Origin of the sequence: Bradyrhizobium sp. CCGUVB14 (genome assembly GCF_024199935.1) — a bacterium.
Classification (GTDB): Bacteria; Pseudomonadota; Alphaproteobacteria; order Rhizobiales; family Xanthobacteraceae; genus Bradyrhizobium.
This window is the reverse complement of record NZ_JANADS010000001.1, coordinates 6373397-6397726: the sequence shown is the minus strand read 5'-3', so window position 1 is coordinate 6397726 and position 24330 is coordinate 6373397. Positions and strand designations below refer to the sequence as shown.

Here is a 24330-nt window from a genome sequence, read left to right as displayed (position 1 = left end):
CAATGCAGGGCTGACTAAGCAGCCGAGGAGATAGCTAGGCGCGAACCTCTCGAGAAACTACGATAATCGACGTTGGTGCGGGCAGCCGGGGTCGAACCGGCACAGCGCTTGCGCACCGAGGGATTTTAAGTCCCTTGCGTCTACCAATTCCGCCATGCCCGCTTGATCCAACGAGATCAAACACTTAAGTCCTGTCCAGCGGTCTGGAATTGGCGCTGGTGCGCCGGACAGGCGGTTCTTCCTTAAGCGAGCCGGCGGCACAAGGCAAAGCCTCAATCCGGACATCTGGCCCTGCTTTAGGCATTCTCAATTCACGGGGACTATTTTTCCGGCCATGCCTGCTTCGCTTTCCTCTTCCCTGCGCGCGTGCTGCGCGGTTGCCGCGCTGGTCGCGGCGGGCTTCGCGCTGTCCGGCTGCGCCGGCGTGAGCGAGACGATCGCTCCGGCCTTTGCCGATCCCGCCCGATACGAATTGTACGACTGCAAGCAGCTCGAAGGGGAGCGCAAGGCGCTCGCCGACCGCACCGCCGATTTGCAGAAGCTGATGAACAAGGCGGAGACCGGGGCCGGCGGCGCCGTCGTGTCCGAGCTTGCCTATCGCAACGATTATGTCGCGGTTCGTGGCATGGCGCAGTTGGCCGACGACGCCTGGCGGCGCAACAAGTGCCGGGAAACGCCGCCCAATACGCCACCGGTTGCGGCCGCGCCGCAACGGCCGGACATCAAGCCCGCGCCGAAACGCTGAGGCTTCCGCGTCCGTTAGTTTTTTTGAGCATGATCTCCGCGCAAACGCGTTCCGCGTTTGTCGCGAGGGAAAACCGCTGCGCACTTTTCCGGATCATGCTCTAGGGACGCCAGCCGTAGATCCAGTCCTGCCGCGCCAGCATGCGCTCCGGTCCGAGCGCGCGGATGGCGAGATCGCGCGCGAGCGCGAAGGGGCCGCCGAGATGATAGATCCGGCCCTGCTGCCGCGCGGTCCGCTGCACCTTCCTGACACGGGCCTGACGCATCAGGCCATATTGCTTCAGCGCAGCCGCGACGCTGCCTGCGTTCTCGGCAGCTTCGATGCTCAGATGCCGGGCGAGCATGGCTGCATCCTCGATCGCCATGCCGGCGCCCTGGGCCGCGAACGGCAGCATCGCGTGCACGGCGTCGCCGAGCAACGCGACCGGACCCTCGCTCCAGGGACATCCGTCCGGAACGCCGAACAGCGCCCATTTGCGCCAGCTCTCGACCGCCGCGAGCATCATCCGCGCCATCGGCGGCCAGCGTGGTGCGGCGAAGGCGTCCATCACCTCGGAGGGATCGCCTGGCGTGCTCCAGCCCGGCCTGTTCCAGGTGCCCGGCAGCACCGCCACCACATTGAGCTGGCGGCCGCCGGCGATCGGGTAGGCGACGAGATGGGCGTTCGCGCCCATCCAGAGCTGCACCCGCCGCGCGGTGTAGTCCTTGGGCAGCTGCGTGGCATCCAGCGTGCCGCGCCAGGCGATCAGTCCGGAGAAGCGCGGCTGCACCTCGGGAAACAGATGCTGGCGGACTGTCGACCAGATGCCGTCGGCACCGATCAGGGCGCTGGCGAGATCGCTGCGGCGGATGGTTCCGCTGCGATGGACCACCGTCAGTCCCTTGGCATGGGGTGCGACATCCTCGAATGTCGCGCCCAGTTTCAAGTCGATGTCGGGATGATCCGCGACGGCGCCTGCGAGCGCGGATTGCAGATCGGCGCGGTGGACCACCCAATAGGGGGCGCCGGCGCGTGTGGCCGCGGCCTCGCCGAGCGGCATCCGCAAAAGTTCACCGCCGGCGCGCGCGCTCATGATCGAGACCGCTTCGGGCACGACAGCGCGCAGCTTCAGCCGTTCCGTCAGACCAAGCTCGACCAGCACCCGGCTGGCATTGGGGGAGAGTTGCAGGCCGGCGCCGACCTCTTCGAGCCGCTCGGCCTTTTCCAGCACGACGATGCGAAAGCCGCGGGCGGCGAGCGCAAGCGCAGCCGTCAGTCCTCCGATTCCGGCACCGGCAATGACGATCGTTCGCGGGAGAGCCACCCCTGACCGAGGTGAGCGGTCAGGCGACCTTGTCCTTCAGGACGCATTCCGGCGGACGGGCTTCGCCCGCTTTCAGGTCGGCCGCGAAGCGGTACAGCGTCGAGCAGTACGGGCAGATGATCTCGTTGTCGTTGCCGAGGTCCAGGAAGACGTGCGGATGATCGAACGGAGGGTTGGCGCCGACGCACATGAACTCTTGCGAGCCGATCTCGATGACGGGGACACCGGCATCGTTATGGAAGTGCGGGACGACATGGTCGGACATCGTAGTTCATCCTGGAGTGGCAATGGCGGCAGACACAATCAGCGGTGACGCGGCATAATTTCGACGCCGCGGACCATACTGATGGGTGCAGCTGATTGCTAGCCCGCCGGAACCGAAAGGTTCGCAATTGCCCCATGCTCATTTGCTCATGCAAATTCGACACAATCTTGCGGCCTGAGAGAAGCCCTTCTTTCGTCGGGGACGTTGTGTCGCAATTTTGGCATACTATGTCTGTGGACGCGTCCAATTGCGGCAAAAGACGAACGATCAGGCGCAACCGATCTTAGGCAACCGATCTTAGGACCGTCCAGGCTTTCAACATGAAGTGGCTGCGAATCAGCTCAGCGTTGACCGGGATCGCTGCATGCAGCCTTGTGCTCGCGCAGGTAGCACCGCATGCCCGCGAGGCCGGCGCGATTCTCGCCGCCCAGGACGATCCCGCCGCCCTGTCCGAGCTCAAGCTCGATGCGGCTCTCGCGAACAACGACCGCCTGGTCCAGGACAATATCGAGGCGGCGCTTGGCGCGGGCGATGCCGATCTCGCCGACAGTTTTGTCGCGCTCGCGCGTGACCGCAACATCGCGCTGCCCGATGATCTCCTGAGCCGGGTCGGCGATGCCGTCAAAACCGAAAATTCGACCTCGCATTTTGCCAAGCGTTTTGCCACGGGGCTCGTCACCGGCAATGCCGACGATGTCGCGAGCCTGTCCGGGACCGTGGCCGGCGATCTCTTCGTGATCGGCGATGTCAGGGACGTCGTCCGCGAGAGCAAGCATCTCGCCATGGGCGAGGACACCGATCGTCTCGTGCTCGGCCTTGCGACCGCGGGCCTCGCGGTGACGGCCGTGACCTATGTGTCGGCCGGAGGTGCCGCGCCGGTGCGGGCCGGGCTGACGCTGGTGAAGGATGCCCGCAAGGTCGGACGGCTCGGCGAAGGGCTCGCCGAATGGGCCGGCCGTTCCGCGCGCGACGTCGTCGACACGCCGATGCTGCAGAACGCAGTTGCCTCCGGCTCGGTGCTGCGTCCGGGCGAGACGGTGAGCGCGATCAAGGCCGCGTTCCGCGTCGAGAAGGCCGGGGCGCTGGTCCGGCTCGGCAAGGACGTCACGCGCGTGGCCGAGAAGACCGGCACGCGCGGCGCCATGGACACGCTGCGCATCGCGGAGGGCCCGAAAGACGTCGCGCGCGCGGCGCGGCTTGCGGAAGCGCAGGGCGGCAAGACACGCGCGATCATGAAGCTGCTCGGCCGCGGCGCGCTGCTGCTCGTCGGCGGCGCGTTCGATCTCACGCTGTGGCTGTTCGGCGCGGCACTGACGCTGTTCGGCCTGCTGTCCTCGATCAAGGCCACCACCGAGCGCCTGACGCAAGCCTGGTGCGATCGCAGGCGGGCCCGGCGGCTGCGCCGGGCGCAGGCCGCCGCCGAGGCCGCTCTGGCCAGTGCGGCCGTCACGGCCTAAGATCACCCTTTCCCTCAAATCTGCGGAACTGCTGATGCCGAGCTTTCACAACGGCGCTGTTGAAATTGCCTATCTCGACGAAGGCGAGGGCGATCCGATCATCCTGGTGCACGGCTTTGCCTCGAGCAAGAACGTGAACTGGGTCTACCCGACCTGGGTCTCTGAGCTGCGCAAGAACGGCCGCCGCGTCATTGCGCTGGACAATCGCGGCCATGGCGACAGCGCGAAACTCTACGAGTCCGCGCAGTACTCGATTCCGACCATGGCCGGCGACGTGCTCGCGCTGATGGACCATCTCGCCATCCCGCAGGCCGACATCATGGGCTATTCGATGGGCGGGCGGATGACGGCCTGGCTTGGGCTCAACGAGCCCCAGCGCCTGCGCTCGGCGATCCTCGGCGGCATCGGCATCGGCGGCCTGATCGAGGGCACCGGGCCCGGCGAGAACGTCGCCAAGGCGCTGGAAGCGCCCTCGCTCGACGACGTCACCGATCCCGTCGGCCGCACCTTTCGAGCGTTTGCGGACCAGACCCGATCCGACCGCCGCGCGCTCGCCGCCTGCCTGCGCGGCACGCGCGATCTCATGACAAAAGAGGAGGCGGCGCGCATCGACGTGCCCGTGCTGATCGCGGTCGGTAGTCTTGATGATGTTGCGGGCTCGGCCAGCGCGCTCGGTGCGATCATCCCCGGCTCGGAAGTGCTCGATATCCCGGGCCGCGATCACATGCGCGCGGTCGGCGACAAGGTCTACAAGACCGGCGTGCTCGACTTCCTGTCACGCCGCGGCTGAGGCCTCGTCCGCCGGCTCGTCGTCGTCGCCGATCGAGCGGAACAGCGCCATCAGCACCACGAAGGTCGCAACCCACACCATGCGCGCGCCGTAGCGCTCGTGCGGCCCCGAGATGATGCCGCAGATGAAGGCGTTGCCGAGCAGCGCCAGCGTCACCGTCGCGGCCAGCAGCGTCAGATCGTCGAGCTTCCGATCGCCGAGCGCGCGTCCGAGCAGTGCGAGCAGTCCCAGCATCGAGACCAGTGCGACCGGCACGTGCAGCCAGTTGACGTAACTGAAATCGAGGCCCCATTGCTGCTGCCGCGCCTCGCGCATCGCCGCCACCTGCGTCGGGATGTAGCGCTCGATGATGCCGTAGGTATGGGGAATCCAGCCGCTGGTGCCTTCGCCGGTCGCGACATGCAGCAATTGCTGCCCCATCGCGCGCAAGGCCGCCTCGGCCTGCCAGGCCGGATAGGCCGCGAGCGATTGCACGACGATGGTGCCCATCTCGTCGTTCATGCCCTCGAAGCGGCCGAGCGTGTTGAACATGCTGTGGCCCCACAGGAACTCATCGGCGGTCGCCGGCAGCTCGTTGCGATAGGGACAGAGCTTGAAGTTTTCGCGCGGGCAGTGGTCGTTCAGATATTGCGCGACGATGCCGTCCTGCATCATGCGGCCGAAGGCGACGCCGGTGCCGCCGGGCGTCCAGGCCCATTTGCCGGATAGCGCATGGTTCGCCGACACCAGCATCAAGCCGCCGACGACAATCGTCAGGCTCGCCTGCGCCAGTCCGGCCATCGGGAGGCGAGGCCCGAGGAACGGCCGCACCATCCAGCCGGCGGCGCACAGCCCGAGCAGCACGCCGAGCGTGGCGCTGTGGGTCGCGGCGGCAAAGGCGGTAAAGACGAACAGCGAGATCTTTTCGAGCGTCGACGTCCGGCCTGCGCCGACGATCAGCAGGAACAGCGACAGGATCGACAGTCCCGCAAAGATGTCGGTGAGCAGCATGCTGGCGAGCCAGGGCAGGGCCGTCGACAGGATCAGCAGCAGGCTGATCGCAACGAAGCGGAACGTCTGCATCAAGCCCAGCACGCGCAGCGTCAGCTGCAACAGCCACAGCGTCGCCAGCGACTGGATCGCGAGGTTGATCCAGAAGCCGAAATTCTCGCCGTAATGCAGATAGAGGCCGAACACGGTGGAGCGGCTGGGGACGAGATAGCCCTCGTACCAGCGCGCCAGATAGCCGCCGGTATCCCATTGTAACAGCGGATAGCCGTTCCAGAACGCCGGCGCGATCAGGAGAAGGGGCAGTGCCACCGCCGCCAGCCGCAGCCAAAAGCTATCCGTGGCGCGCCTGCGCAAACTGTCGGTGGTGATGCTCAAATCCGCTCCGTCCTCGTCCGGACCATGCCCGCAATAACGGTTGAGACGAAATTCACCAATAGTTTGACGCCGCCCGGCTTGAATTTGGCGCAACTCTGACCATTTCAAGCCGACCTTGCCGCTTGGGGGCGTTCCGGGAAACTCTTGTGTTTCAACGCGTTGGTATGCTTTCGCGGGGCAAGGCGCTGTTCACTCTCAGGCAAGCCGGTCAGGACTTTGTCGTCTAGACTGTGGTATAGACCCAGCCAAACGAGCCAATTCGAAAGAGCAGATCCCATGGCAGTGCATCAGGTCAATCCGGGAGGAAAGCTCGCAACGCTCGATCCGATCTGGGACCGGATCCGCGGCGAGGCGGAGGACATCGTCCATCGCGAGCCCGAGCTTGCGACCTTCATCTATTCGACGGTGCTGCATCACAGCCGCCTCGAGGATTCGGTGGTCCACCGCGTCGCCGACCGGCTCGATCACGCCGCGCTGTCGGGCGATCTGGTGCGCCAGACCTTCGACGAGGCGCTGCGCGACGATCCTGATTTGGGCAACGCCTTCCGCGCCGATCTCGTCGCCGTCTACGACCGCGATCCCGCGACCTCGCGCTTCATCGATCCCTTGCTTTACTTCAAGGGCTTCCATGCGATCCAGACCCATCGCCTCGCGCACTGGCTCTATCTGAAGGGCCGCAAGGATTTTGCGTATTATCTCCAGAGCCGCGCGTCCGCGGTGTTCCAGACCGACATCAATCCCGCCGCGCGCATCGGCCGCGGCATCTTCCTCGACCACGCCACCGGCTTTGTCTGCGGTGAGACGGCTGTGATCGAGGACGACGTCTCGATCCTGCACGGCGTCACGCTCGGCGGCACTGGCAAGGAGAACGAGGATCGTCATCCCAAGATTCGCCACGGCGTGCTGATCGGCGCCGGTGCCAAGATCCTCGGCAACATCGAGATCGGCCATTGCGCGCGCATCGCGGCCGGCTCGGTCGTGGTCAAGCCGGTGCCGCACAACGTCACCGTCGCGGGCGTGCCCGCCAAGATCGTGGGCGAGGCCGGCTGCGCCGAGCCGTCGCGCACCATGGACCAGATGATCAACGCGATGGGGCTCTAGACTCGCGCGTTAAGGGCCGGATTCTCCGGCCCTTTTCGTCCCCAAATTCTTTGGCAATTCCTGCTGGCGGTTCGCCGCGTCTCGTCCTAAAACCCGCCGACCAATTTTGATCGGAGACTTGCCGTGGACGTCAAAGAAGTCAGAAAGCTCGATGCGTATCTGAAACGCGTATTCGGCAATCCCAAGATCCGCGTCGTGCCGCGGCCGAAGAAGGATGACAGCGCCGAGGTCTATATCGGCGAGGAGTTCATCGGCGTGCTCTTCGTCGACGACGAGGACGATGATCGCTCGTTCCAGTTCCAGATGGCGATCCTCGAGGACGATCTGGTCGATCAGGAATAGTCACTTTCGTCATTGCGAGCGAAGCGAAGCAATCCAGGCTGTCTCCGCGAAGGGAACCGGATTGTTTTGCTTCGCTCGCAATGACCGTACGGGCCGTGCGCGAGATCGGTCGAAGGCGGACCCGCGCTATGACGCGATCAGGCCGTCGACGGTCGTAACGCAGGCTCCGCCGACGTGAACGCGACCGTCTGCGTCGACCGCAACGCTGATCTTGCCATCGCGCCCGACACGCCTGCCTTGCTCGGATTTGTAGCGCGTCCCGCCGGCAGGCAGCAGGCCCCGCGTTGACCGGAACACGGCAACGCTGCCGTTGCCGCTTCCGCAGACCGGGTCTTCATTGACGCCGCAGGACGGGGCAAAGGTCCTGACCTCGATGTCATGACTGCCTTCGGATTGCGTCGCGAACACCGTGATGCCGGTTGCACCCTTGCGCCTTTCGAACGCGGCCGAGCGGACCAGATCGGGCTGCAGGCCGAGCACGGCGCCGACGCTTGCCAGCTGCGCGATGATCCAGACGGCCCCGACATTGATGATTGCGGGCCTGGCATCGCGCAAGATCGGGTGCCGCAGGATCGCTTCAACCTCGTCAATCTCATCGTCTGTCAGTGAGGTCACCGTCGCCGGCGGAAGCGTGAGGGTCAAAATCCGATCGGGACCCTCGCCATTCACCGCAACGTCCACCAACCCGACACCGCACTCCTGAACGAGCTTGCCATGCCTCGGCCGCGCGACGCCGGCTTCCAGGACGGCGTGGGCGCTCCCCAATGTCGGATGGCCGGCGAACGGCATTTCCGCGGCCGGATTGAAAATGCGCAGACGATAGTCCGCGCTGGGCTTGGTCGGCGGCAGAACGAACGTCGTTTCGGAAAGGTTCGTCCAACCGGCGATGGCCTGCATGTCGTTGTCGGTCAGTCCCGAACCATCGAGGACGACTGCGACGGGATTGCCCAGGAGCGGCTTTGCCGAAAACGCATCGACGACTTTGAAGGCGCGGCGCATATCTGTCTCCATAATCTATTTCTTTGCAAGAATGCGTAGCCGCGCCGTTGCGTCGGCGACCGTGATGCCTTCCGCATCGACGAGCTCGGCTTGCACCACAATGTCGCGCTCCGTCTGCTCGATCACGCGCGCCCGTGCCGTGATGGCTCCCACCGCCGCAGGTTTCAGGAAGCGCGTGTCGAGGCTTTTGGTGACCACCGTCAGGTCGGGCGAGAGTTTTGCGAGCGCGCAAATTCCGGTCGCGGAGTCCAGCATCGCCGCGAGAAATCCGCCCTGGACGGTCCCGTGTCTGTTGGTGAAGGCGGGTTGAGCCTGGAAGCGGATCACGGCGTCTCCGCTCTCGTCAAAGCCAATCCATTCGCGTCCCAGGAGCCGGGCGCCCGGTGGCAGGTTTGCTGCTGCATCACTCATAGCGATCACCGCTGCGCCTTCATCGACTCAGCCACCACCCGAAGCGCGCTGACGAATTCGGCGATCGCCGGATTGCGTCTTTCACCGGTGCGAAACGCCACGAAGATCCGCCGCGTGATGATCGGCTTGATCTCCTTCAGCCGCAACGTGCCGATATGGTCGCGCCCGCGCAAGCCGGGATTGATCGACACCGAGCAGCCTGCCTCGACCATCGCCCTGACCACTTCGAAACTGTGGCAGCGCGCATTGACGATGGGATCGAAGCCGGCGCTGCGGCAGGCGCCGACGATCACGTCCGAATAGGTGGCCGAGGTCGTGTCGAGGACCCATCGTTCCGCCGCCAGCTCGGGCAGGGTGAGGTGAGGACGCTCGGCCAGCGGATGGTCGCGCGGCAGCAGGACGTGGAGGTGATCGTCGAGGAGATGCAGCATCTCGACCTGCGTCTCCGAGAGGCTTGCCGACGTCGTCAGGTCGTCGACGATCGCGACATCCGTCTGCCAGGCGCGCAACGCGGCCAGGCTGTCGTCGGGTTCGAGCTCCTCGAATATCGTCACCAGATCAGGGAAGCGCGCCGACATCGCCCGGATCGTCGGCGGAATGAGCGATGCGGCGACCGAGGGAAAAGCCGAGACGCGCAATTCTCCCGCGACGGTCTTCTTCAGCTCCGCAAGGTCGGTCTTTGCTTCCTCCAGGACGCCGATGACCCGCCCGGCATGGTCTGCCAGTCGCTGTCCCGCCGGCGTCAGCCGTACACCGCGGCCCCTGCGTTCGACCAGTTCGACGCCGGTCTCGTCCTCGAGCTGCGCGATTTGCTGCGAAACCGCTGACGGAGAGATCAGCAGAGCCTCGGCCACCGCTGCCATTGTTTTTCGCAGCGAAAGCTCACGAAGCGTGCGGAGTCGGGCGAAATCCATCCTTTAGCTCCAGCAAATGCCCAGAACACAATCATGCATATTCTCTAATGTATATCGCGAAATTAATTAAGTAGACCAGAATTGTTTTGCGGCTGTAGCCTTACTCCCAGAGCAGTTCGGGTCGTCACAAGAGGAGCACATCCCAAGCCCGGCTGACACGCGTTGGACGACAACAGGCAAAGAGGGGTTTCAGATGGCTCGTTCCAAATTCCTGGTCGCTGCGCTCGCCGCAGCATCGCTGTGGGCAAGCGGTGCATCCGCCTCCGTCCTCGACAACGTCAAGCAGCGCGGCATCCTCAACTGCGGCACCGACAACACCGCTCCCGGCTTCGGCTACCTCAACACCAAGACCGGCAAGATCGAGGGGTTGGATGCCGATTTCTGCCGCGCCATGGCCGCGGCCGTTCTCGGCGATGCCAGCAAGGTCAACTTCGTCATCGTCACCGACAAGAGCCGCTTCAACGCTCTTCAGACCGGACAGGCCGATGTCGTCTTTGCGCACACGACGGTCAAGCCGGTGCGCGAATCCGCGGTCGGCATCGATTTCCTGCCGATCAATTTCTACGACGGCACCGGCATGATGGTGAAGTCGGCATCCGGCGTGAAATCCGTGGCCGAGCTGGACGGCGCGACGATCTGCACGACGCAGGGCTCCGGCACCGAAGCCACGCTCGCTGCCTTCGTCCGCGTGCGCGGTTTCAAGACCACAAAAGTTCTCACCTTCGAGAATCTCGAGAAGCTGTTTGGCGCGCTGCAAAGCGACCGCTGCAACGCGATGTCGACGGATAAATCCGCGCTTGCGGCCTGGCGTGGCAACTCGCCCAAGCCGGACGACTTCACCATCCTGCCCGAGACTCTCAACAAGTCGCCGTTCGCGGGTTTCGTCATCGCCAACGATTCCAAATGGCGCAACGTGCTGCGCTGGGCGACCTTCGCGCTGTTCCAGGCGGAGGAATGGGACATCACGTCGGCTAATCTCGCCGACAGGCAGAAGGACGAGACCGCTTTCGTCCAGAAATTCCTCGGCGTGAAGGACGGTTTTGGCAAGGACTTCGGCGTCGCCGATGATTTCGTCGCCAGCATGATCAAGTCGGTCGGCAATTACGGCGAGATCTACGACCGCAACCTCGGCCCCAAGACGCCGTACTTCATCGACCGTGCCGGCACGCCCAACGCGATGTGGACCAAGGGCGGTGCCGAATATTCGCCTCCGTGGAACTGAGCCACATGGTCGCGGGCGAGCCAACGGGCTCGCCTCGATCCGGGGAGGGCATCATGAGCACAGAGATCGCCGAATATCACAGCCTCCCGCCGGCGCGTCGCGGGCTGCTGATCGCGTTCAAATGGCTCGTGCAGGCGGCGATCGTCATTGCGGTGGCGGGGCTCGTCATCTGGCTCGGCCTCGCGGTCCGTGAGGCGCTCGCCCGCAAGGGCATCCAGTTCTCGTTCGGCTACCTCGGCAATGTCGCGAACTTCTCCCTCAGTGAAGGCGTCGTGCCTTCGTTCGCGGGTGGGTGGCCAATTCTGGAGCCTTTCTCTCCTTCCAACACCAATCTGCAGGCGCTGTTCGCGGGCCTCTGGAATTCGCTCAAGGTCGCCCTCTCGGCGATCGTCCTCTGCACCATGTTCGGTACGCTGGTCGGCATCGGCCGGCTCTCGACCAACTGGCTGGTGCGTAACCTTTGCTTTGGACTGGTCGAAGCCATCCGCAACACGCCGCTGCTGATCCAGATCGTGTTCTGGTATTTTGCGGTGGTCCTGCGGTTTCCTCCCGCCAGTGCCGCGTCGAACTGGTTCGGCGGCCTGCTTGCCAGTCGTTCGGGTGTGTTCTTGCCCGGCCTTGCGATGTCCGAGCGCGCAGGAGCCGCGTCCTGGGGATTGCTCGCTGCGGCCTTCGCCTTGGTTGCCGCTTGCGTAATTCTGCGCGGGCAGCGACTCCGGTTGATCTTCTTGGCAGCGGCGATCTCGGCCCTGATCGCAGCCGCCGTCATCGGTTTTCCTCTTGGCCTTGACCTGCCTGTCGCGACCCGGTTCGGCGCGCGAGGAGGCTTTGCCATTTCACCGGAAATGACGGCGCTGCTCATCGCGATCGTCGTCAACAGCTCCGCCTATGTCGCCGAGATCGTCCGCGGCGCGATCGAGTCCTTGCCGAAGGGGCAATGGGAGGCCTCTGCCTCGCTCGGATTGTCGCGTTCCCACACGCTGCGCGACATCATCCTTCCCCAGGTCTTCCGGATCGTCCTGCCGTCGCTGGCCAACCGCTACATCAGCCTGACCAAGGATACCTCGCTCGGGATCGCCATCGGCTTCCCCGACCTGTTCAACGTCTATGGCACCGTCTCGAACCAGACCGGGAGAAATCTCGAAGGCGTCGTGATCGTGATGCTGACCTATCTGGCGCTGAGCTGGATCATCAGCGCCTGCGTGAATGGCCTCAACGCGCGTGTCAACGGACGGAGGACGCGATGACCACGCTCGCGCTGCGGTGGGTCCACCGCAATCTCTTCGCAAAACCGTTCGACGCCGCGCTGTCGCTCGTCGTGATCCCGCTGCTGGCCTGGGCGGTCTATGCCTTTGGCTACTGGGTGCTGGTCCAGGCGCATTGGCAAGTCGTTGGCGGCAGCTTCAAGGTGCTGATGACCGGCATCTATCCCGCCGACCAGTTGTGGCGGGCATGGTTCTCCGTCGCGACGCTCTGCGTGATGTTCGGTGCGGGGCTCGGCCTTTCACTCCGCCCGGGTCGATCGGCGCTGACGGCAGTCGCTGTGCTCGCGATCCTGATCTCGGCAGCGGTAGCAACCGCAATCGACGTGCATTCCGGCATGCTCACGGCCGCCAGCGCCGCGCTCGGCATCGCGGCATGGATCGGCGCCCACCGTTGGACTGTGGACCAGCGCATCGTGCTGTCCGGACTGCTCGCGGGCGTCGTCGCAATCTTCGTCGTGCTCTCGCCGCCGGGCTTCGAGGTCTGGGGCGGTCTGCTGCTCAGCGTCGTCCTGACGATCGCGGTCTCGATCCTGACGTTGCCCTTCGGAATCCTGCTCGCGCTCGGCCGGCAGAGCCGCATCACCAGCCTGCGCGTGATCTCGACCGCCTATATCGAGACGATGCGGTCGGTGCCGTTGATCCTCGTCGTCTACTGGATCTGGATCATCGTGCCGCTGCTGGCGCCGGATACGTCGGTCCCGGGGCTGCTGCGCGGCATGGCGGGCTTTGCGCTGTTCTTTGCGGCCTATGTCGCCGAATATGTCCGCAGCGGACTTCAGGCAGTGCCGAAGGGCCAGATCGAAGCGGCAAAGTCGCTCGCGATGAGCAGCTGGACTCTCAATGTCGACATCGTCCTGCCGCAGGCGCTGCGCGTTGTCGTTCCCTCGCTGGTCGGACAGATCCTCGACATCTTCAACGGCGCGACGCTGGTCTTCATCATCGGCCTGACCGATTTCCTGCGCGCCGGGCAGATGATCCTGGCCGATCCGCAGAACAGCGGCCGGACCTACGAGATCTACGTCTTCCTGTTTGCCGTCTATCTCGCCATCGGTGGTGCCATCACCTACGCGTCGCGCCGCCTCGAAGCCCATCTCGCAAGGGGATCACGATGAACGCCATCCAGAGTCCGGCGGCCGTGCAGTCGCGCGATGCCATCGTCAGCATTGGCCATCTCAACAAGTCCTTTGGCGCGTTTCAGGTCCTGAAAGACGTCGATCTCGACGTCGGGCGCGGCGAGGTCGTCGTCATCATCGGCGCCAGCGGGTCGGGAAAGTCGACCCTGATCCGCTGTGTCAACGGTCTGGAGATGTACCAGAGCGGGCGGCTGACCGTGGACGGCTTCAGCATGCCGACGGAGGCCGATCGTGCGATCGGCGGCGAGAAGGAGCTGGCCCGGATCCGCAAGGGCGTCGGCATGGTGTTCCAGCAGTTCAATCTGTTTCCGCATATGAGCGCGATCGACAACGTCGCGATCGCGCCGATCCGCGTTCGCGGCCGCAAGCCGGATGAGGCGAGGGCGAACGCATTGCGTCTGCTCGAGCGGGTGGGCTTGCGCGATCACGCCCACAAGCTTCCGGCCCAGTTGTCCGGTGGTCAGCAGCAGCGCGTTGCCATTGCGAGGTCGCTCGCAATGGAGCCGCACATCATGCTGTTCGACGAGCCGACCTCGGCGCTCGACCCCGAGATGGTCGGTGAAGTTCTTGACGTCATGCGCGAGCTCGCGCGCGAGGGCATGACCATGATGATCGTGACCCATGAGATGGGTTTTGCCCGCGAAGTCGCCGACCGCGTCGTCTACATCGATCACGGACGCATTCTGGAGGTCGGCACGCCGGCGGAGATCTTCGACCGGCCGACCCATGAACGTACCAGAACCTTTCTCTCGCGCGTGCTCCGTCACTGACGAAGCTGGCGCCCACGCACGCGCGAACCAAGCGCATTCCGATCACCTGCAAAGAGGACGACACATGTCACTTCCGACGGCCGTTCAGGCCCATTCAACTGACGCCAACTGGCCCGATCTCTTCGGCGCCAATGCCCATCAGATCGGCGCCGACGTCGTCGCGCTGATCGATCAGGATCGGAAGCGGGAGACGTCGTCCCTCAACATGATCGCTTCGGCGTCCTATGCGCCGCTCGGACTGCGCCAGATCGAGGGGACGCATCTCGTCAACCGTGCGCCGATGGGACTGCCGGGCCGCCGCAGCGTCGCCAATTGCGAAGAGCTCGACGCGATCGAGAACCTCGCCATCGATCGAGCCAAGGCGATCTTCGGCGCCGAATATGTCAACGTGCAGGCGCTGTCTTCGACCATCGCCAACGTCGCGGTGCTGCGCGCGATCCTGCCCGCCGAAGGCGCGCGGTTGCTGACTTTCGACGAGCTCGCCGGCGGCCATGTCAGCCACGGCGCCATGCGTCATATCACTGGCGCGAACCGCGAGGTGGTTTCGTTCGGCGTCACCCGCACCGGCGCGATCGACCTGGATCAGGCCCGCGACCTCGCGCGCAAGGTGAAGCCGCACGTCCTGCTCGCCGGTCCATCCTCGTATCCGCGTGAGATCGACTTTGCCGGACTGAAGACCATTGCCGACGAGGTCGGCGCGCTGTTCTTCACCGACATCGCCCATGTCGCGGGGCTGATCGCGGCCGGCCTTCATGCCAATCCCGTTCCCTTCTCCGACGTGTCCACCACCTCGACGCAGAAGACGCTCTGCGGACCGCGCAACGGCGCCTTCGTCTTCGCCAGGCAGCGTTTCGGCGCCGCCATCGACGCCGCCGTCTATCCCGGTCTGCAGGGCCCGGCGGCCTCGAACATGATCGCGGCGCGGGCGGTGCAGATGGAGATGATTACCCGACCCGCTTTCGCGCAGCTGATGCGTGACGTCGTCGCGAATGCAAAGGCCTTCGGCGCGGGCCTGGAAGAGGGCGGGATCGAGCTCTACACCGGCGGCACGGACTCCCACATGATCATGGCCTACACCGGCGAGAGCTGGACGCAGCCGGAGCTGGTCGCGGGGCTCGGCGCCCACGGGATCGTCGGCAACGCCATGCGTGCACCGGGGCAGGCGGGCGAACCACGGACCGCCTTCCGGTTTGGCAGCATCGCGCTGACGATCCGCGGCTTCGACACGGCCGAGGCAACCAGGCTCGGTCGCGAGGTTGCGGAGATCCTGCGCGCCGGCCCGAAGGCTCCCGTCAATTCGGCGCGGCTTCGCTGGCTGAAGGAGCTCGCTGCGGCCCACCCCGTTCCGTCCTTTGTCGATTGATGCCAGGGCCAATCATCATGCACTACGATGTTGCCGCAATCCGCCGCCAGTTCCCCGTGACCGAGCGCTTGCTCTATCTCGATTCCGCCCATCAGACGCCGCTTGCCACCAGCGTTCGCGAAGCCCTGATCGGTTTCTATCGGGAAGGGCTCGAGACGGCCGGCCCCAAGCCTGTCTGGCTTGACCGGATCGAGCAGGTCCGCGCCCGGGTGGCAAAACTGCTGAACGCCGCGCCGGCCGAGATCGCTTTCACCAAGAACACCTCCGAGGGAATGAATATTGCGGCGAACGCGTTGCCGCTGACGGCGGGAGACAACGTGCTTCTCGTCGAAGGCGACCATCCCAACAACGCCTACGCTTTCCTCAATCTGCGGCGGAAGGGCGTGGAGGTGCGTTTCGTGCCGATGACGGGCGAGACGGCGCGCGCCGAGATGTTCGCGCCTCATATCGATGCCCGCACGCGCGCGATCTCGCTCTCGCACGTCACCTTTCATGCGGGACATCGTTTCGACATCGACGGCATCGGAGCGCTCTGCGCGCAGAAGAAGCTCTATTTCGTCATCGACGCGATGCAGTCGACCGGAGTCATTCCGCTGGATGCGAAGGCGAGCGGCGCGAGCCTGATCGGTTCGGGCTGCCACAAGGGACTGCTGGTGCCGCAGGGCCTCGGCATCCTCTATTGCCGGCAGGGTCTCGACGAATTGCAGCCGGCCTATCTCGCCATGTCCAGCCTCGCGCATCCGCCGGGCGACTACATCGCGCGCGCCGACAACATGCAGCTTAAGGCGGACGCCGGGCGGTTCGAGATCGGCAACCTGAATTTGCCCGATATCCACGCGCTCGATGCTTCGCTGACGCTGATCGAGAGCGTCGGTCAATCCGCCATCGAAGCGCATCTTTACGATCTCGGTGATCGCCTGATCGAGCGCATGGATGATCTCGGTGTCCGCCTCGTCGGGCCGCGCGCGCGCGCCGATCGCTCGCCGCACATCTACGTGCTGGATCTGCCGGCGGATTCGTGGGCCGACTATCTGGCCAGCCGGCAGGTGCGCGTATCCCCCGAGCGCGACGGCATCCGCATTTCCTTCGGCCTGTTCAACACGGCCGGGGATGTCGACCGGTTCGCACAGGTGCTCGCCGAGAGCGGCAACCTGCCGGCCCGCGCGGGTGCGGCTGCGTGAACAGCAGGCGAGGCAGGCGGCTGGTGGGATCATGCGATGATCTCATCTTGCCCCTGTTTTGCCCGACGCGTCAAGCGTAAATTCGGTAAAGACGAACAGTGGCCCGACCGTCGGCTACTGTGCATGGGGTTGTTTTCGACTTTTTGTCGCGGAGGCTCCGCGCTCAGCTGTGCGGTCCGCGCAACTGCGTCGTCAGCTTCTCCATTCCGTCCGCGACGTCGCGCCATTGCGAGAGCCAGCTGCGCGGAAAGCGGAAGGTGAGGTCGGCGCCGCCGACGCGGCGCTCGGACAGGCACATGCCGGGCGTGGCCCCATCGCGCGTGCAGCGCGCGGTGAGCGCAGGGCTCGTCGCGGAATAGAGATCCTCGCTGCCATAGGGCGTATCGCTGCGGAACGTCCGCATCGTCAGCCCGTTGTCCGGCGTCGCCGCGGCCTGATCGAAATAGCGCGGATAGATCGTCGCGGTGCGCTGCTCGGGCGACAGCGCATCGTGATGCGCCGATATCGACAGGAAGATGCGGTCGATCGGCTGCATCGCCGTGTCGACAGTCTCGGCCGTCACGTGCCGCGGCCCGTTGGGCGCTTCCAGCGAGGGATAGAGGAAATCGAGGTCGATGCGCTCCTGCGGTCCGGAGTGCCGCTGGATCTTCATCCGGATCGCGGAGATCGGCAGGTTGAACAGCGTTCCGCCGACGCTGACCGGCAGCTTGTCCGGCGCCTCCGCACCGCCCGTGCTCCAGGTCGGCCACAAGAGGTAGGCAACCAGCGCGACCGCGCTCGCCGCGAAGATGCCGGTGAGCGCAAACGGGACGAGATGCGTCCGCGCCTTTGCGCTGGTCCTGGAGGAGCGAGGGGAGGTTGCCGAAAACACCGTCATGACGTCGCGCACATGGACCCGGGGTGTCGGCCGGTGGCCGACGAATCACCGGCGAATATGCCACGCGGCGGCGATATCGCGGAAGGTTCCGGGCGGCCGGGACCGGAGGAGGGCTCTGCGCGGGCCGGGCGGCAGCGTTAACCTTCGCTTAAGGATAATGTAGCGTTAACCGGCACTATTTGTCACAGGAAGGTACCGGCGTTGCGTATGGGCGGACTGTTCCGATGACACCTGAAGCTTTCAACACCCTCTTCTCGATCTGCATCGGCTTCGCGCTCGCGGGCGCGCTCGCAAATGGATACCAGGCGATGTCGCAGCGGCCCGCGGGCTTCGGGCTGCTGCAGGAAGGCGTGGCACCGAAGACCTTTGCGGCGGTGCCGTTCCTGGTGTTCGCAGCACCCTTCATCATCATGCGCAACACGCTGCGCGGCATGCGGCTGGAAAGCCGCCGCTTCGAATTCGTGATGATGGCGACCGTCATCGCCGGCTTCTGGAGCATGATGAGCGGCACCTTCTTCCTGATGACGCTGCGCGCCACCGGCGTGCTGGGCTGAGGTTTCGCAGGGCTGCCCGCCGCGGCAGCCCTTTGCCTGTTCGTCGTCGTTTCGCTATGGCTGGGGTTGACGCGACAGGAGACCTCCATGGCGATTTACGAGCTCGACGGGCAGGCGCCCGATCTTCCCTCCGACGGAAATTACTTCATCGCGGAGACTGCGACCGTGATCGGCCGCGTGCGCCTGAAGCCGGGCGCGAGCGTCTGGTTCGGCGCGGTGCTGCGCGGCGACAATGAGTGGATCGAGATCGGCGAGGGCGCCAACATCCAGGACGGCTCGACCTGCCACACCGACCTCGGCTTTCCCATGGTGGTCGGCAAGAACTGCACCGTCGGCCACAACGTCATCCTGCACGGCTGCACCATCGAAGAGGGCGCGCTGATCGGCATGGGCTCGATCGTGATGAATGGCGCGAAGATCGGCCGCAACAGCATCGTCGGCGCCGGCTCCGTTATCACCGAGGGCAAGGAGTTTCCCGAACGCTCGCTGATCATCGGCTCGCCCGCGCGCGTGATCCGCACGCTCGACGACGCCCAGGTGCAGAAGATGGGGAGCGCCGCGCGCTTCTACGTCGCCAACGGTCCGCGCTTCAAGAAGGGCCTGAAGCGGATCGGCTAGCAGCCGTCATCGTGCTTTTGCCTTTCGGGTTCGGGAGCGCGCCGTTGTCTTGTCCGCCGCGGCGTCGAGTTTCGCGCTCTTGCGCAGTGCGTCCCTGAGGTCGATCGGGATGCCGTGCTTCTTCAGGAGGTCGGCGAAGGCTTCGTCGGCTAGCTCCTGAAACGTCGCCATCCTGTCGCGCCCCAATTGCTTCAGCTTGTCGAACGTATCCTCGTCGAATGCGATCAGTTTGCGCATGATCGTTTCTGCCTCCCTGTTTCAAGCCGATGTGAACGCCGAGAAACCAGCTGCTCGACAAGAGGATGAAGAGCATCTGCCGCGGCTGCTGACGCTCGCGCGGAAGTGAGCCACCCTGCCTATCATCAATGATCGGGTGACATTAGCTTGGCCTCTCTTTGGAATGTGGAGCGTTTCCACGCGGAGGATGAGTTGATGTTGCGCAAGACGATCATGGCCGCACTGGCCATCGCGGCGGTCGGACTCGCAGCGCCCCAGGCGGCGCAAGCGAGAGGCGGCTTTGGCGGAGGCGGCCATTGGGGCGGCGGTGGCTGGGGCCATGGCTGGCACGGCGGCGGCTTCTGGCCGGGTGTCGCCATCGGCGCCGGCATTGCAGGCGCCGGCTATTACGGTGCCTATGGCTACGGCTACCCGTACTACGGCGATCCCTATTATTACGGCGCTGGTTACGACGATAGCGGCTATGGCGCGCAGTGCTATCTCGTGCGGAAGCGCGTCATGACGCAGTCGGGCTGGCGGATTCGTCGCGCGCAGGTCTGCGAATAGGGGCTGCGAGGAGTGTGGGTGCCTAGCCGAGGCATCAGAATACCGCGGCAGTAAAAAACAAGGCCGTTGACGCAGTATACCGTCAACGACCTTGCCAGCCCCGGATATTAAAATCGGCTCACGCCATCCGGTATGGGCGAGCATCGCGCGGAATCATACGGATGAATGTGATCCAGTTCACAAGTAGCGAAAATAAAAGGCGGCGGCCCGGGATCGAATCAGCCGCGTGAGCGTTTGCGGGCGCTGGCATGGACGCGGTGACGCACTGGTTTCTTCCGGGTAACCGAGGGCGTATCCGCCTCGGTGGAGCGCACGCTGGCAAAGGATTGCCGCAGACCGTCGATCGATTCGTTCAAGCTGGCGACCTGGTCCGACAGGCGCTTGGTGTCGGCCTGCTGCGAGGCGAGCAGCTTCTTCATGGTCAAAAGCTGGTCCTGCACGACCTGAAGCTGGTCGATCGATTCCTGTTGGGTCGCCTCCAGTCCCCTGGTCTTCTCGACGAGCTGCTCGGAGGCCTGCGCCGTGCGCGCCTGAAGCTGCCGCGACGCGACCACCCGGTCGGTCTCGGGCGCAACGCCGGTATAGGCGCGCCAGACCGCGATCGAGGTGACGCCGGCGATCAGCAGCACCAGCGCTGCGGCCGTCAGCGCGATCGGCTGGCCACCGAGACGGAGAAACGGATTGGACGGTGTGTCCTCTGCGAGATCGATCATCGCTGACAAAACCCAAATTGAAACTTGGTGCGTGGCGAAGAGCGGCAGCACAAGAACGCAGAACAAGGCGGCCGGGGCGTCCCGAAAGCGTTACAGTTCAGCAACAAATGGGACGAAAAGGTGGCCGCAGGCGGAAAAAGCGCAATTCGCCCAAGGCCGCGGCCCCGGCGGGCGCGGCCGGCAGGCCTAAAAGAAGTCGCCGTCCGGGCCGAATTCGGGATGAGCGAGAGTATCAGGGTACAGGAAGCTCACGGCTGAAACGGCGCGAACGGACCTGAATAGGTCTTCGAACGCGGCGCCGCGTAGGGGCCTAGTCGGGAGGTCGTCAGCCCAAGCCGCACCAGTCCCTCGGCCAGCGTCACCGCGGCCGCGACGCCGTCGACCACCGGCAGGCCGTGGGTGGCCGAGAGCTCGGCGGCAAGATCGGCCATGCCGGCGCACCCCAGCACGATGGCCTCGGCGCGGTCGTCGCGGATCGCGGCGGCGATTTCCGCGGAGATTTTACCGAGGGCGTCCGCGTTGCGGTCCTCGAGCGCGAGCACGGGGACCTCGGCGGCGCGCACGCGGGCGCAGCGCTCGGCGAGGCCGTACTTCCGCAAATTATGCTCGATCGGCACGATGGAGACACCGAGCGTCGTCACCACCGCAAAGCGCGCCGCGACCACGCTCGCGACATGGAAGCCGGCCTCGCCAATGCCGATCACAGGCGCTTTGGCCGCCGCACGTGCCGCGTCGAGGCCGGTGTCGTCAAAGCAGGCGATGATATGCGCGTCCGCGCCGTCGCGGTCGGCTTCACGGATGCAGCCGAGCATGCCGGGGACGGCGAAGGCCTCGTCGTAAAATCCCTCGATCGAGACCGGCCCCATCGCGGGCTGGCGAGCATCGATCACGGTGTCGGACAGCGCGATCGCGCGCGCAGCCGCGGCGATCTTCGCCGTCATCGTGGCGGTGGTGTTGGGATTGACGACGTGCAGCCGCATCGCGATCAGACAAGTCCTTTGCCGGCGTCCGAGCCCTTGGCCGCCTGCCGCTTGTTGAGCATGTGGATGGTACCGAGCGCAAGCGTGATCACCGCGAAGGAGACCGCGGAGATGATGGTGCCGAGCGCATAGATGTCCGGGTTCGTCACGGTCGTGGTCAGGCCCTGGAGGTCGAGCGGCAACGTATTCACCGCGCCGATCGCTTGGCTGGAGCGCGCCAGTTCGTCCCAGGACAGCGTGAAGCCGAACAGGCCGATGCCGATCACCGAGGGCAGGATGATCGGCAACACGACATGGCGGAACGCCTGCCACGGCGTCGCACCCAGATCGCGCGCGGCCTCTTCGAGGCGCGGGTCGAACCGGTTGAAGATCGCAAACATGATGAGCAGGCCGAACGGCAGCGTCCAGGTCAGATGCGCGCCGAGCCCGGAGGTGAGCAGGCCCATCGAGGTCTCGAAATTCTCGTTCCAATGCGCCTTGATCAAATCGTCGACGATGCGGAATTCGAGCGAGATCCCGAGCGAGGTGATGATCGAGGGCACGATGAGGCTCGCGATCGCCGAGTAAAACAGGATGCTTTGCGCCTTGAATTTCCTGCGGAAGGCCATGCCGGCGGCGACCGACAGCACGACGGTGACGGCCATCACGATGACGCCGAGCAGCAGCGAGCGGCGGAAGGCCGCGCCGAGATCGACGATGCCGGTGCCCTGGAACAGCTTTGTCAGCCAGTAGGTCGATACGCCGTTCATCGGGAAGGTGAGGCCGCCTTGCGGTCCCTGGAACGACAGCACGTAGATCGCGATCATCGGCCCGTAGAGAAACAGCACATAGGCCGCGAAGAAGATCGCGAGTACGTAGAACGAGCGCGGGCGTCCTTCCTTCATCGCCTACAGCTCCTTCTTGATGTCGACGATGCGCGACATCATCGTGATGATCAGGAAGGTGATGACGAGCAGGATCACGGCATTGGCGGCCGCGGCCGGGAATTGCAGCGCGTTCACCCGCGTCTCGATGATCTTGCCGGCCGCCGCGATCTGCTGGCCGCCCATCACGCCGATGGTGATGAAGTCGCCCATCACGATGGTGATGACGAAGATCGAGCCGATCACGATGCCGGGCTTGGCGAGCGGAATGATGACGTTGACCAGCGTCTGGAAGCCGGTGGCGCCAGCGTCATAGGCGGCTTCGATCAACGACTTGTCGATGCGGATCATCGAATTGAAGATCGGCACCACCATGAAGAAGGTGAAAAGATGAACCAGCGCCAGTACCACGGAGAATTCGGAAAACAGCAGCCATTCGATTGGCTGGCCGATCAGGCCCGTTTTCATCAGGCCCGAGTTCACCAGGCCATTGCGCCCGAGCAGCGGGATCCAGGCGATCATGCGGATGACGTTGGAGGTCCAGAACGGGATCGTGCAGAGCAGCGACAGTCCCATCTGCCAGGTCTTGGACTTGATGTGGAAGGCGAGGAAATAGGCGACCCAGAAGCCGATGAAGAGCGTGATGGCCCAGACCAGGAAGCACAGCTTCAGCGTCTTCAGATAGGTCTTGGCGATGGTGCAGAGATCGGGGAGCTGCGCGATGCAGCCTTCGAACGTGTCGGTGTAGCCGCGGCCGGAGAAGGCCGGCAGCAATTGATATTCGTTGTAGTCCCAGAACGAGACGATGACGACGAAGACGAGCGGGATCAGGAAGAAGGCGAGAAACACCAGCATCATCGGCCCGGCCTGAAGCCAGGAGATGAAGGAGGGCGACAGGCGCGCCGCTTTCGCAGGGCGCGCCGTCACCGATCCCCGGACGAGGTCCGGGGATGGTTGTTGCAGGATGTCTTCCGACGTATCCATCACGCGGCGATGAACTCGTTCCACTTGCGTACCATGTAGTCGTTCTCGTCCATCACGGCGTTCCAACAGGCGACGCCGCCCATGCGGTCCTCGTAGGAGCCGCCGTCACGCACCGCGCCGGCCTTCTCCAGCAGCGAGCCGTCAGGCGCCTTGATGTCCTTCTCAGCGGGCTTGCCTTCCATCCAGTAGGCCCACTCGTAGGGCTCCATGTTCGCCTTCGCGGTCGAGAGCACGGCCGAGTAATAGCCCTGGCGGTTGAGATAGGCGCCGGCATAGCCGGACAAGAACCAGTTCACGAACTCATAGGCCCAGTCGAGCTTCGGACCCGAGACGCCCTTGGAGACGCAGAAGCCCGAGGCCCAGGAGCGATAGCCTTCCTTGAGCGGCTGGAAGGTGCAGGCGATGCCCATCGAGCGCACCTTCGTCACCGCCGGCGACCACATCGACTGGATCACCGTTTCGCCCGAGGCCATCAGGTTGACGCTCTCGTTGAAGTCCTTCCAGAACGCGCGGAACTGGCCGGCCTTCTTGGCTTCGGTCATCACCTTCATGGTGAGATCGATCTCTTCCTTGGTCATGTTGCCCTTGTCGGCATATTTGTACTTGCCGGTGGCTTCCACGACCATCGCGGCATCCATGATGCCGATCGAGGGGATGTTGAGGATCGAGGCCTTGCCCTTGAACTCGGGGTTGAGCAGTTCAGCCCAGGAGTTGATCGGGCGCTTGATGATGTCGGGGCGGATGCCGAGCGTGTCGGCGTTGTAGACGGTCGGAATCAGCGTGACGAACTCGGTCGCCGACGTCGCGAACTTCTTGGAGTCCTTGCCTTCGAGATACAGCACCTTCCAGGGCGCGGTGCCCTGGCCGCCGATCTTCTTGCCGCCGGGCGTCTCGCCCTTGGTGAAGACCGGCGTGATGTTGTCGAATTCCTTGATCTTCTTGGCGTCGAGGGCAAGGATGTTGCCCGACGGCACGATCTTCTTCAGCGAGAAATATTCGGTATCCAGCACGTCGAAGGAGTTCGGCTGGGTCATCACGCGCTTAGTGACGTCGTCGGTGGTCGCGGTGATGTATTCGATCTTGATGCCGGTGTCTTTCAGACACTGCTTGGAGATGTCGTCGCCCTCGTTCACAGCGGTGCCGAGATAGCGCAGCACCTTCGGCTCGGCCGACATCACGTAGGGGAAGCCGGTGATGGCGCCGGAGCCGGCGGCAAGGCCGGCGAGACCTGCGGTGCTCTTGAGTAGCGTGCGGCGGCTGACGCCGGTCTTCTTGGTGGTCTCAGTCATTCCAGTCACTCCTCTGTGTTGCGCATTTTCTATGGTGACGGCG

The 24330-nt window shown here is 64.5% G+C and carries 27 protein-coding genes and 1 tRNA gene; 14 read left to right on the top strand and 14 right to left on the bottom strand.

What is annotated here, in order from left to right; genetic code table 11:
• Window positions 1-73 precede the first annotated feature (73 nt).
• Window positions 74-162 (bottom strand) — tRNA-Leu (locus NLM32_RS30065).
• 172 nt (window positions 163-334) lie between these two features.
• Between NLM32_RS30065 and NLM32_RS30060 the strand changes: the two genes are divergently transcribed.
• Window positions 335-745: a twin-arginine translocation pathway signal gene (locus NLM32_RS30060; protein WP_254132375.1), complete on the top strand. Its 411-nt coding sequence runs from the start codon at window positions 335-337 to the stop codon at window positions 743-745.
• Between the two features lie 100 nt (window positions 746-845).
• Here NLM32_RS30060 and NLM32_RS30055 read toward each other — a convergent pair whose 3' ends face one another.
• Window positions 846-2048, bottom strand: a complete 1203-nt coding sequence (locus NLM32_RS30055) for an FAD-dependent monooxygenase (RefSeq protein WP_254132374.1) — start codon at window positions 2046-2048, stop codon at window positions 846-848.
• Between the two features lie 19 nt (window positions 2049-2067).
• The gene (locus NLM32_RS30050) at window positions 2068-2313 is read right to left on the bottom strand and encodes a zinc-finger domain-containing protein (RefSeq protein ID WP_007602543.1); all 246 of its coding nucleotides are present in this window, start codon (window positions 2311-2313) and stop codon (window positions 2068-2070) included.
• A 320-nt stretch (window positions 2314-2633) separates the two neighbouring features.
• Here NLM32_RS30050 and NLM32_RS30045 point away from each other — a divergent pair, with 320 nt between their 5' ends.
• Complete coding sequence (locus NLM32_RS30045; RefSeq protein ID WP_254132373.1) at window positions 2634-3770, top strand: hypothetical protein; 1137 nt, start codon at window positions 2634-2636, stop codon at window positions 3768-3770.
• A gap of 34 nt (window positions 3771-3804) precedes the next feature.
• A complete protein-coding gene (locus tag NLM32_RS30040) occupies window positions 3805-4560 on the top strand; it encodes an alpha/beta fold hydrolase (RefSeq protein ID WP_254132372.1) in 756 nt (251 codons plus the stop codon).
• On the opposite strand, the gene NLM32_RS30035 is transcribed toward NLM32_RS30040, so the two are convergent.
• Window positions 4546-5925 carry a hypothetical protein gene (locus NLM32_RS30035; protein ID WP_254132371.1) on the bottom strand — a complete coding sequence of 460 codons (1380 nt, stop codon included), beginning with the start codon at window positions 5923-5925 and terminating at the stop codon, window positions 4546-4548. The genes NLM32_RS30040 and NLM32_RS30035 overlap by 15 nt on opposite strands.
• A 276-nt stretch (window positions 5926-6201) precedes the next feature.
• Between NLM32_RS30035 and cysE the strand changes: the two genes are divergently transcribed.
• The gene (gene cysE, locus NLM32_RS30030) at window positions 6202-7026 is read left to right on the top strand and encodes a serine O-acetyltransferase (protein ID WP_254132370.1); all 825 of its coding nucleotides are present in this window, start codon (window positions 6202-6204) and stop codon (window positions 7024-7026) included.
• A gap of 123 nt (window positions 7027-7149) precedes the next feature.
• Window positions 7150-7368, top strand: a complete 219-nt coding sequence (locus tag NLM32_RS30025) for a DUF3126 family protein (RefSeq protein WP_007602550.1) — start codon at window positions 7150-7152, stop codon at window positions 7366-7368.
• Between the two features lie 126 nt (window positions 7369-7494).
• On the opposite strand, the gene NLM32_RS30020 is transcribed toward NLM32_RS30025, so the two are convergent.
• Genes NLM32_RS30020 through NLM32_RS30010 form a run of 3 tightly spaced genes read right to left on the bottom strand, consistent with a single transcriptional unit; the run spans window position 7495 to window position 9692 of the window.
• A complete protein-coding gene (locus tag NLM32_RS30020; RefSeq protein WP_254132369.1) occupies window positions 7495-8367 on the bottom strand; it encodes a PhzF family phenazine biosynthesis protein in 873 nt (290 codons plus the stop codon).
• 15 nt (window positions 8368-8382) lie between these two features.
• Entirely contained in the window at window positions 8383-8778 is a 396-nt protein-coding gene (locus NLM32_RS30015) for a PaaI family thioesterase (protein ID WP_254132368.1), read from the bottom strand.
• A gap of 5 nt (window positions 8779-8783) precedes the next feature.
• Entirely contained in the window at window positions 8784-9692 is a 909-nt protein-coding gene (locus NLM32_RS30010; protein WP_254132367.1) for a LysR family transcriptional regulator, read from the bottom strand.
• A 193-nt stretch (window positions 9693-9885) separates the two neighbouring features.
• On the opposite strand from NLM32_RS30010, the gene NLM32_RS30005 reads away from it, so the two are divergent.
• From NLM32_RS30005 to NLM32_RS29980, 6 genes are all read left to right on the top strand, one after another.
• Window positions 9886-10914, top strand: coding sequence for a transporter substrate-binding domain-containing protein (locus tag NLM32_RS30005; RefSeq protein ID WP_254132366.1), 1029 nt, complete (start codon window positions 9886-9888; stop codon window positions 10912-10914).
• A 53-nt stretch (window positions 10915-10967) separates the two neighbouring features.
• Window positions 10968-12161: an ABC transporter permease subunit gene (locus tag NLM32_RS30000; protein WP_254132365.1), complete on the top strand. Its 1194-nt coding sequence runs from the start codon at window positions 10968-10970 to the stop codon at window positions 12159-12161.
• The gene (locus NLM32_RS29995; RefSeq protein ID WP_254132364.1) at window positions 12158-13291 is read left to right on the top strand and encodes an amino acid ABC transporter permease; all 1134 of its coding nucleotides are present in this window, start codon (window positions 12158-12160) and stop codon (window positions 13289-13291) included. Before NLM32_RS30000 ends, NLM32_RS29995 begins: the two co-directional genes overlap by 4 nt.
• The gene (locus tag NLM32_RS29990) at window positions 13288-14082 is read left to right on the top strand and encodes an amino acid ABC transporter ATP-binding protein (protein ID WP_256568306.1); all 795 of its coding nucleotides are present in this window, start codon (window positions 13288-13290) and stop codon (window positions 14080-14082) included. The genes NLM32_RS29995 and NLM32_RS29990 overlap by 4 nt, the downstream gene beginning before the upstream one ends.
• A gap of 64 nt (window positions 14083-14146) precedes the next feature.
• Window positions 14147-15445 carry a serine hydroxymethyltransferase gene (gene glyA, locus NLM32_RS29985; RefSeq protein ID WP_254132363.1) on the top strand — a complete coding sequence of 433 codons (1299 nt, stop codon included), beginning with the start codon at window positions 14147-14149 and terminating at the stop codon, window positions 15443-15445.
• 17 nt (window positions 15446-15462) lie between these two features.
• Entirely contained in the window at window positions 15463-16626 is a 1164-nt protein-coding gene (locus NLM32_RS29980; protein ID WP_256568305.1) for an aminotransferase class V-fold PLP-dependent enzyme, read from the top strand.
• A gap of 163 nt (window positions 16627-16789) precedes the next feature.
• Here the strand turns inward: NLM32_RS29980 and NLM32_RS29975 are convergent, their stop codons facing one another.
• Window positions 16790-17503 carry a hypothetical protein gene (locus NLM32_RS29975; RefSeq protein WP_254132362.1) on the bottom strand — a complete coding sequence of 238 codons (714 nt, stop codon included), beginning with the start codon at window positions 17501-17503 and terminating at the stop codon, window positions 16790-16792.
• A 224-nt stretch (window positions 17504-17727) separates the two neighbouring features.
• Here NLM32_RS29975 and NLM32_RS29970 point away from each other — a divergent pair, with 224 nt between their 5' ends.
• Both NLM32_RS29970 and NLM32_RS29965 read left to right on the top strand, forming a co-directional pair.
• Window positions 17728-18057: a DUF6949 family protein gene (locus NLM32_RS29970; protein WP_254132361.1), complete on the top strand. Its 330-nt coding sequence runs from the start codon at window positions 17728-17730 to the stop codon at window positions 18055-18057.
• Window positions 18058-18144: 87 nt separating this feature from the next.
• A complete protein-coding gene (locus NLM32_RS29965; RefSeq protein WP_254132360.1) occupies window positions 18145-18675 on the top strand; it encodes a gamma carbonic anhydrase family protein in 531 nt (176 codons plus the stop codon).
• Window positions 18676-18681: 6 nt separating this feature from the next.
• On the opposite strand, the gene NLM32_RS29960 is transcribed toward NLM32_RS29965, so the two are convergent.
• Window positions 18682-18912 (bottom strand): hypothetical protein, encoded by a 231-nt coding sequence (locus NLM32_RS29960; RefSeq protein WP_254132359.1) that lies wholly within the window; start codon window positions 18910-18912, stop codon window positions 18682-18684.
• 195 nt (window positions 18913-19107) lie between these two features.
• Here NLM32_RS29960 and NLM32_RS29955 point away from each other — a divergent pair, with 195 nt between their 5' ends.
• The gene (locus NLM32_RS29955) at window positions 19108-19458 is read left to right on the top strand and encodes a hypothetical protein (protein WP_254132358.1); all 351 of its coding nucleotides are present in this window, start codon (window positions 19108-19110) and stop codon (window positions 19456-19458) included.
• A 218-nt stretch (window positions 19459-19676) separates the two neighbouring features.
• Here NLM32_RS29955 and NLM32_RS29950 read toward each other — a convergent pair whose 3' ends face one another.
• The 5 genes from NLM32_RS29950 to NLM32_RS29930 form a co-directional block, all read right to left on the bottom strand.
• A complete protein-coding gene (locus NLM32_RS29950) occupies window positions 19677-20171 on the bottom strand; it encodes a hypothetical protein (protein ID WP_254132357.1) in 495 nt (164 codons plus the stop codon).
• Between the two features lie 248 nt (window positions 20172-20419).
• Entirely contained in the window at window positions 20420-21151 is a 732-nt protein-coding gene (locus NLM32_RS29945; RefSeq protein WP_254132356.1) for an aspartate/glutamate racemase family protein, read from the bottom strand.
• Between the two features lie 5 nt (window positions 21152-21156).
• On the bottom strand, window positions 21157-22035 hold the full coding sequence (locus NLM32_RS29940) for an ABC transporter permease (RefSeq protein ID WP_254132355.1): 879 nt from the start codon (window positions 22033-22035) through the stop codon (window positions 21157-21159).
• Window positions 22036-22038: 3 nt separating this feature from the next.
• Window positions 22039-22998 (bottom strand): ABC transporter permease, encoded by a 960-nt coding sequence (locus tag NLM32_RS29935; protein ID WP_254135451.1) that lies wholly within the window; start codon window positions 22996-22998, stop codon window positions 22039-22041.
• Window positions 22998-24287, bottom strand: a complete 1290-nt coding sequence (locus NLM32_RS29930; RefSeq protein WP_254132354.1) for a PotD/PotF family extracellular solute-binding protein — start codon at window positions 24285-24287, stop codon at window positions 22998-23000. Before NLM32_RS29930 ends, NLM32_RS29935 begins: the two co-directional genes overlap by 1 nt.
• Between the last annotated feature and the right edge of the window lie 43 nt (window positions 24288-24330).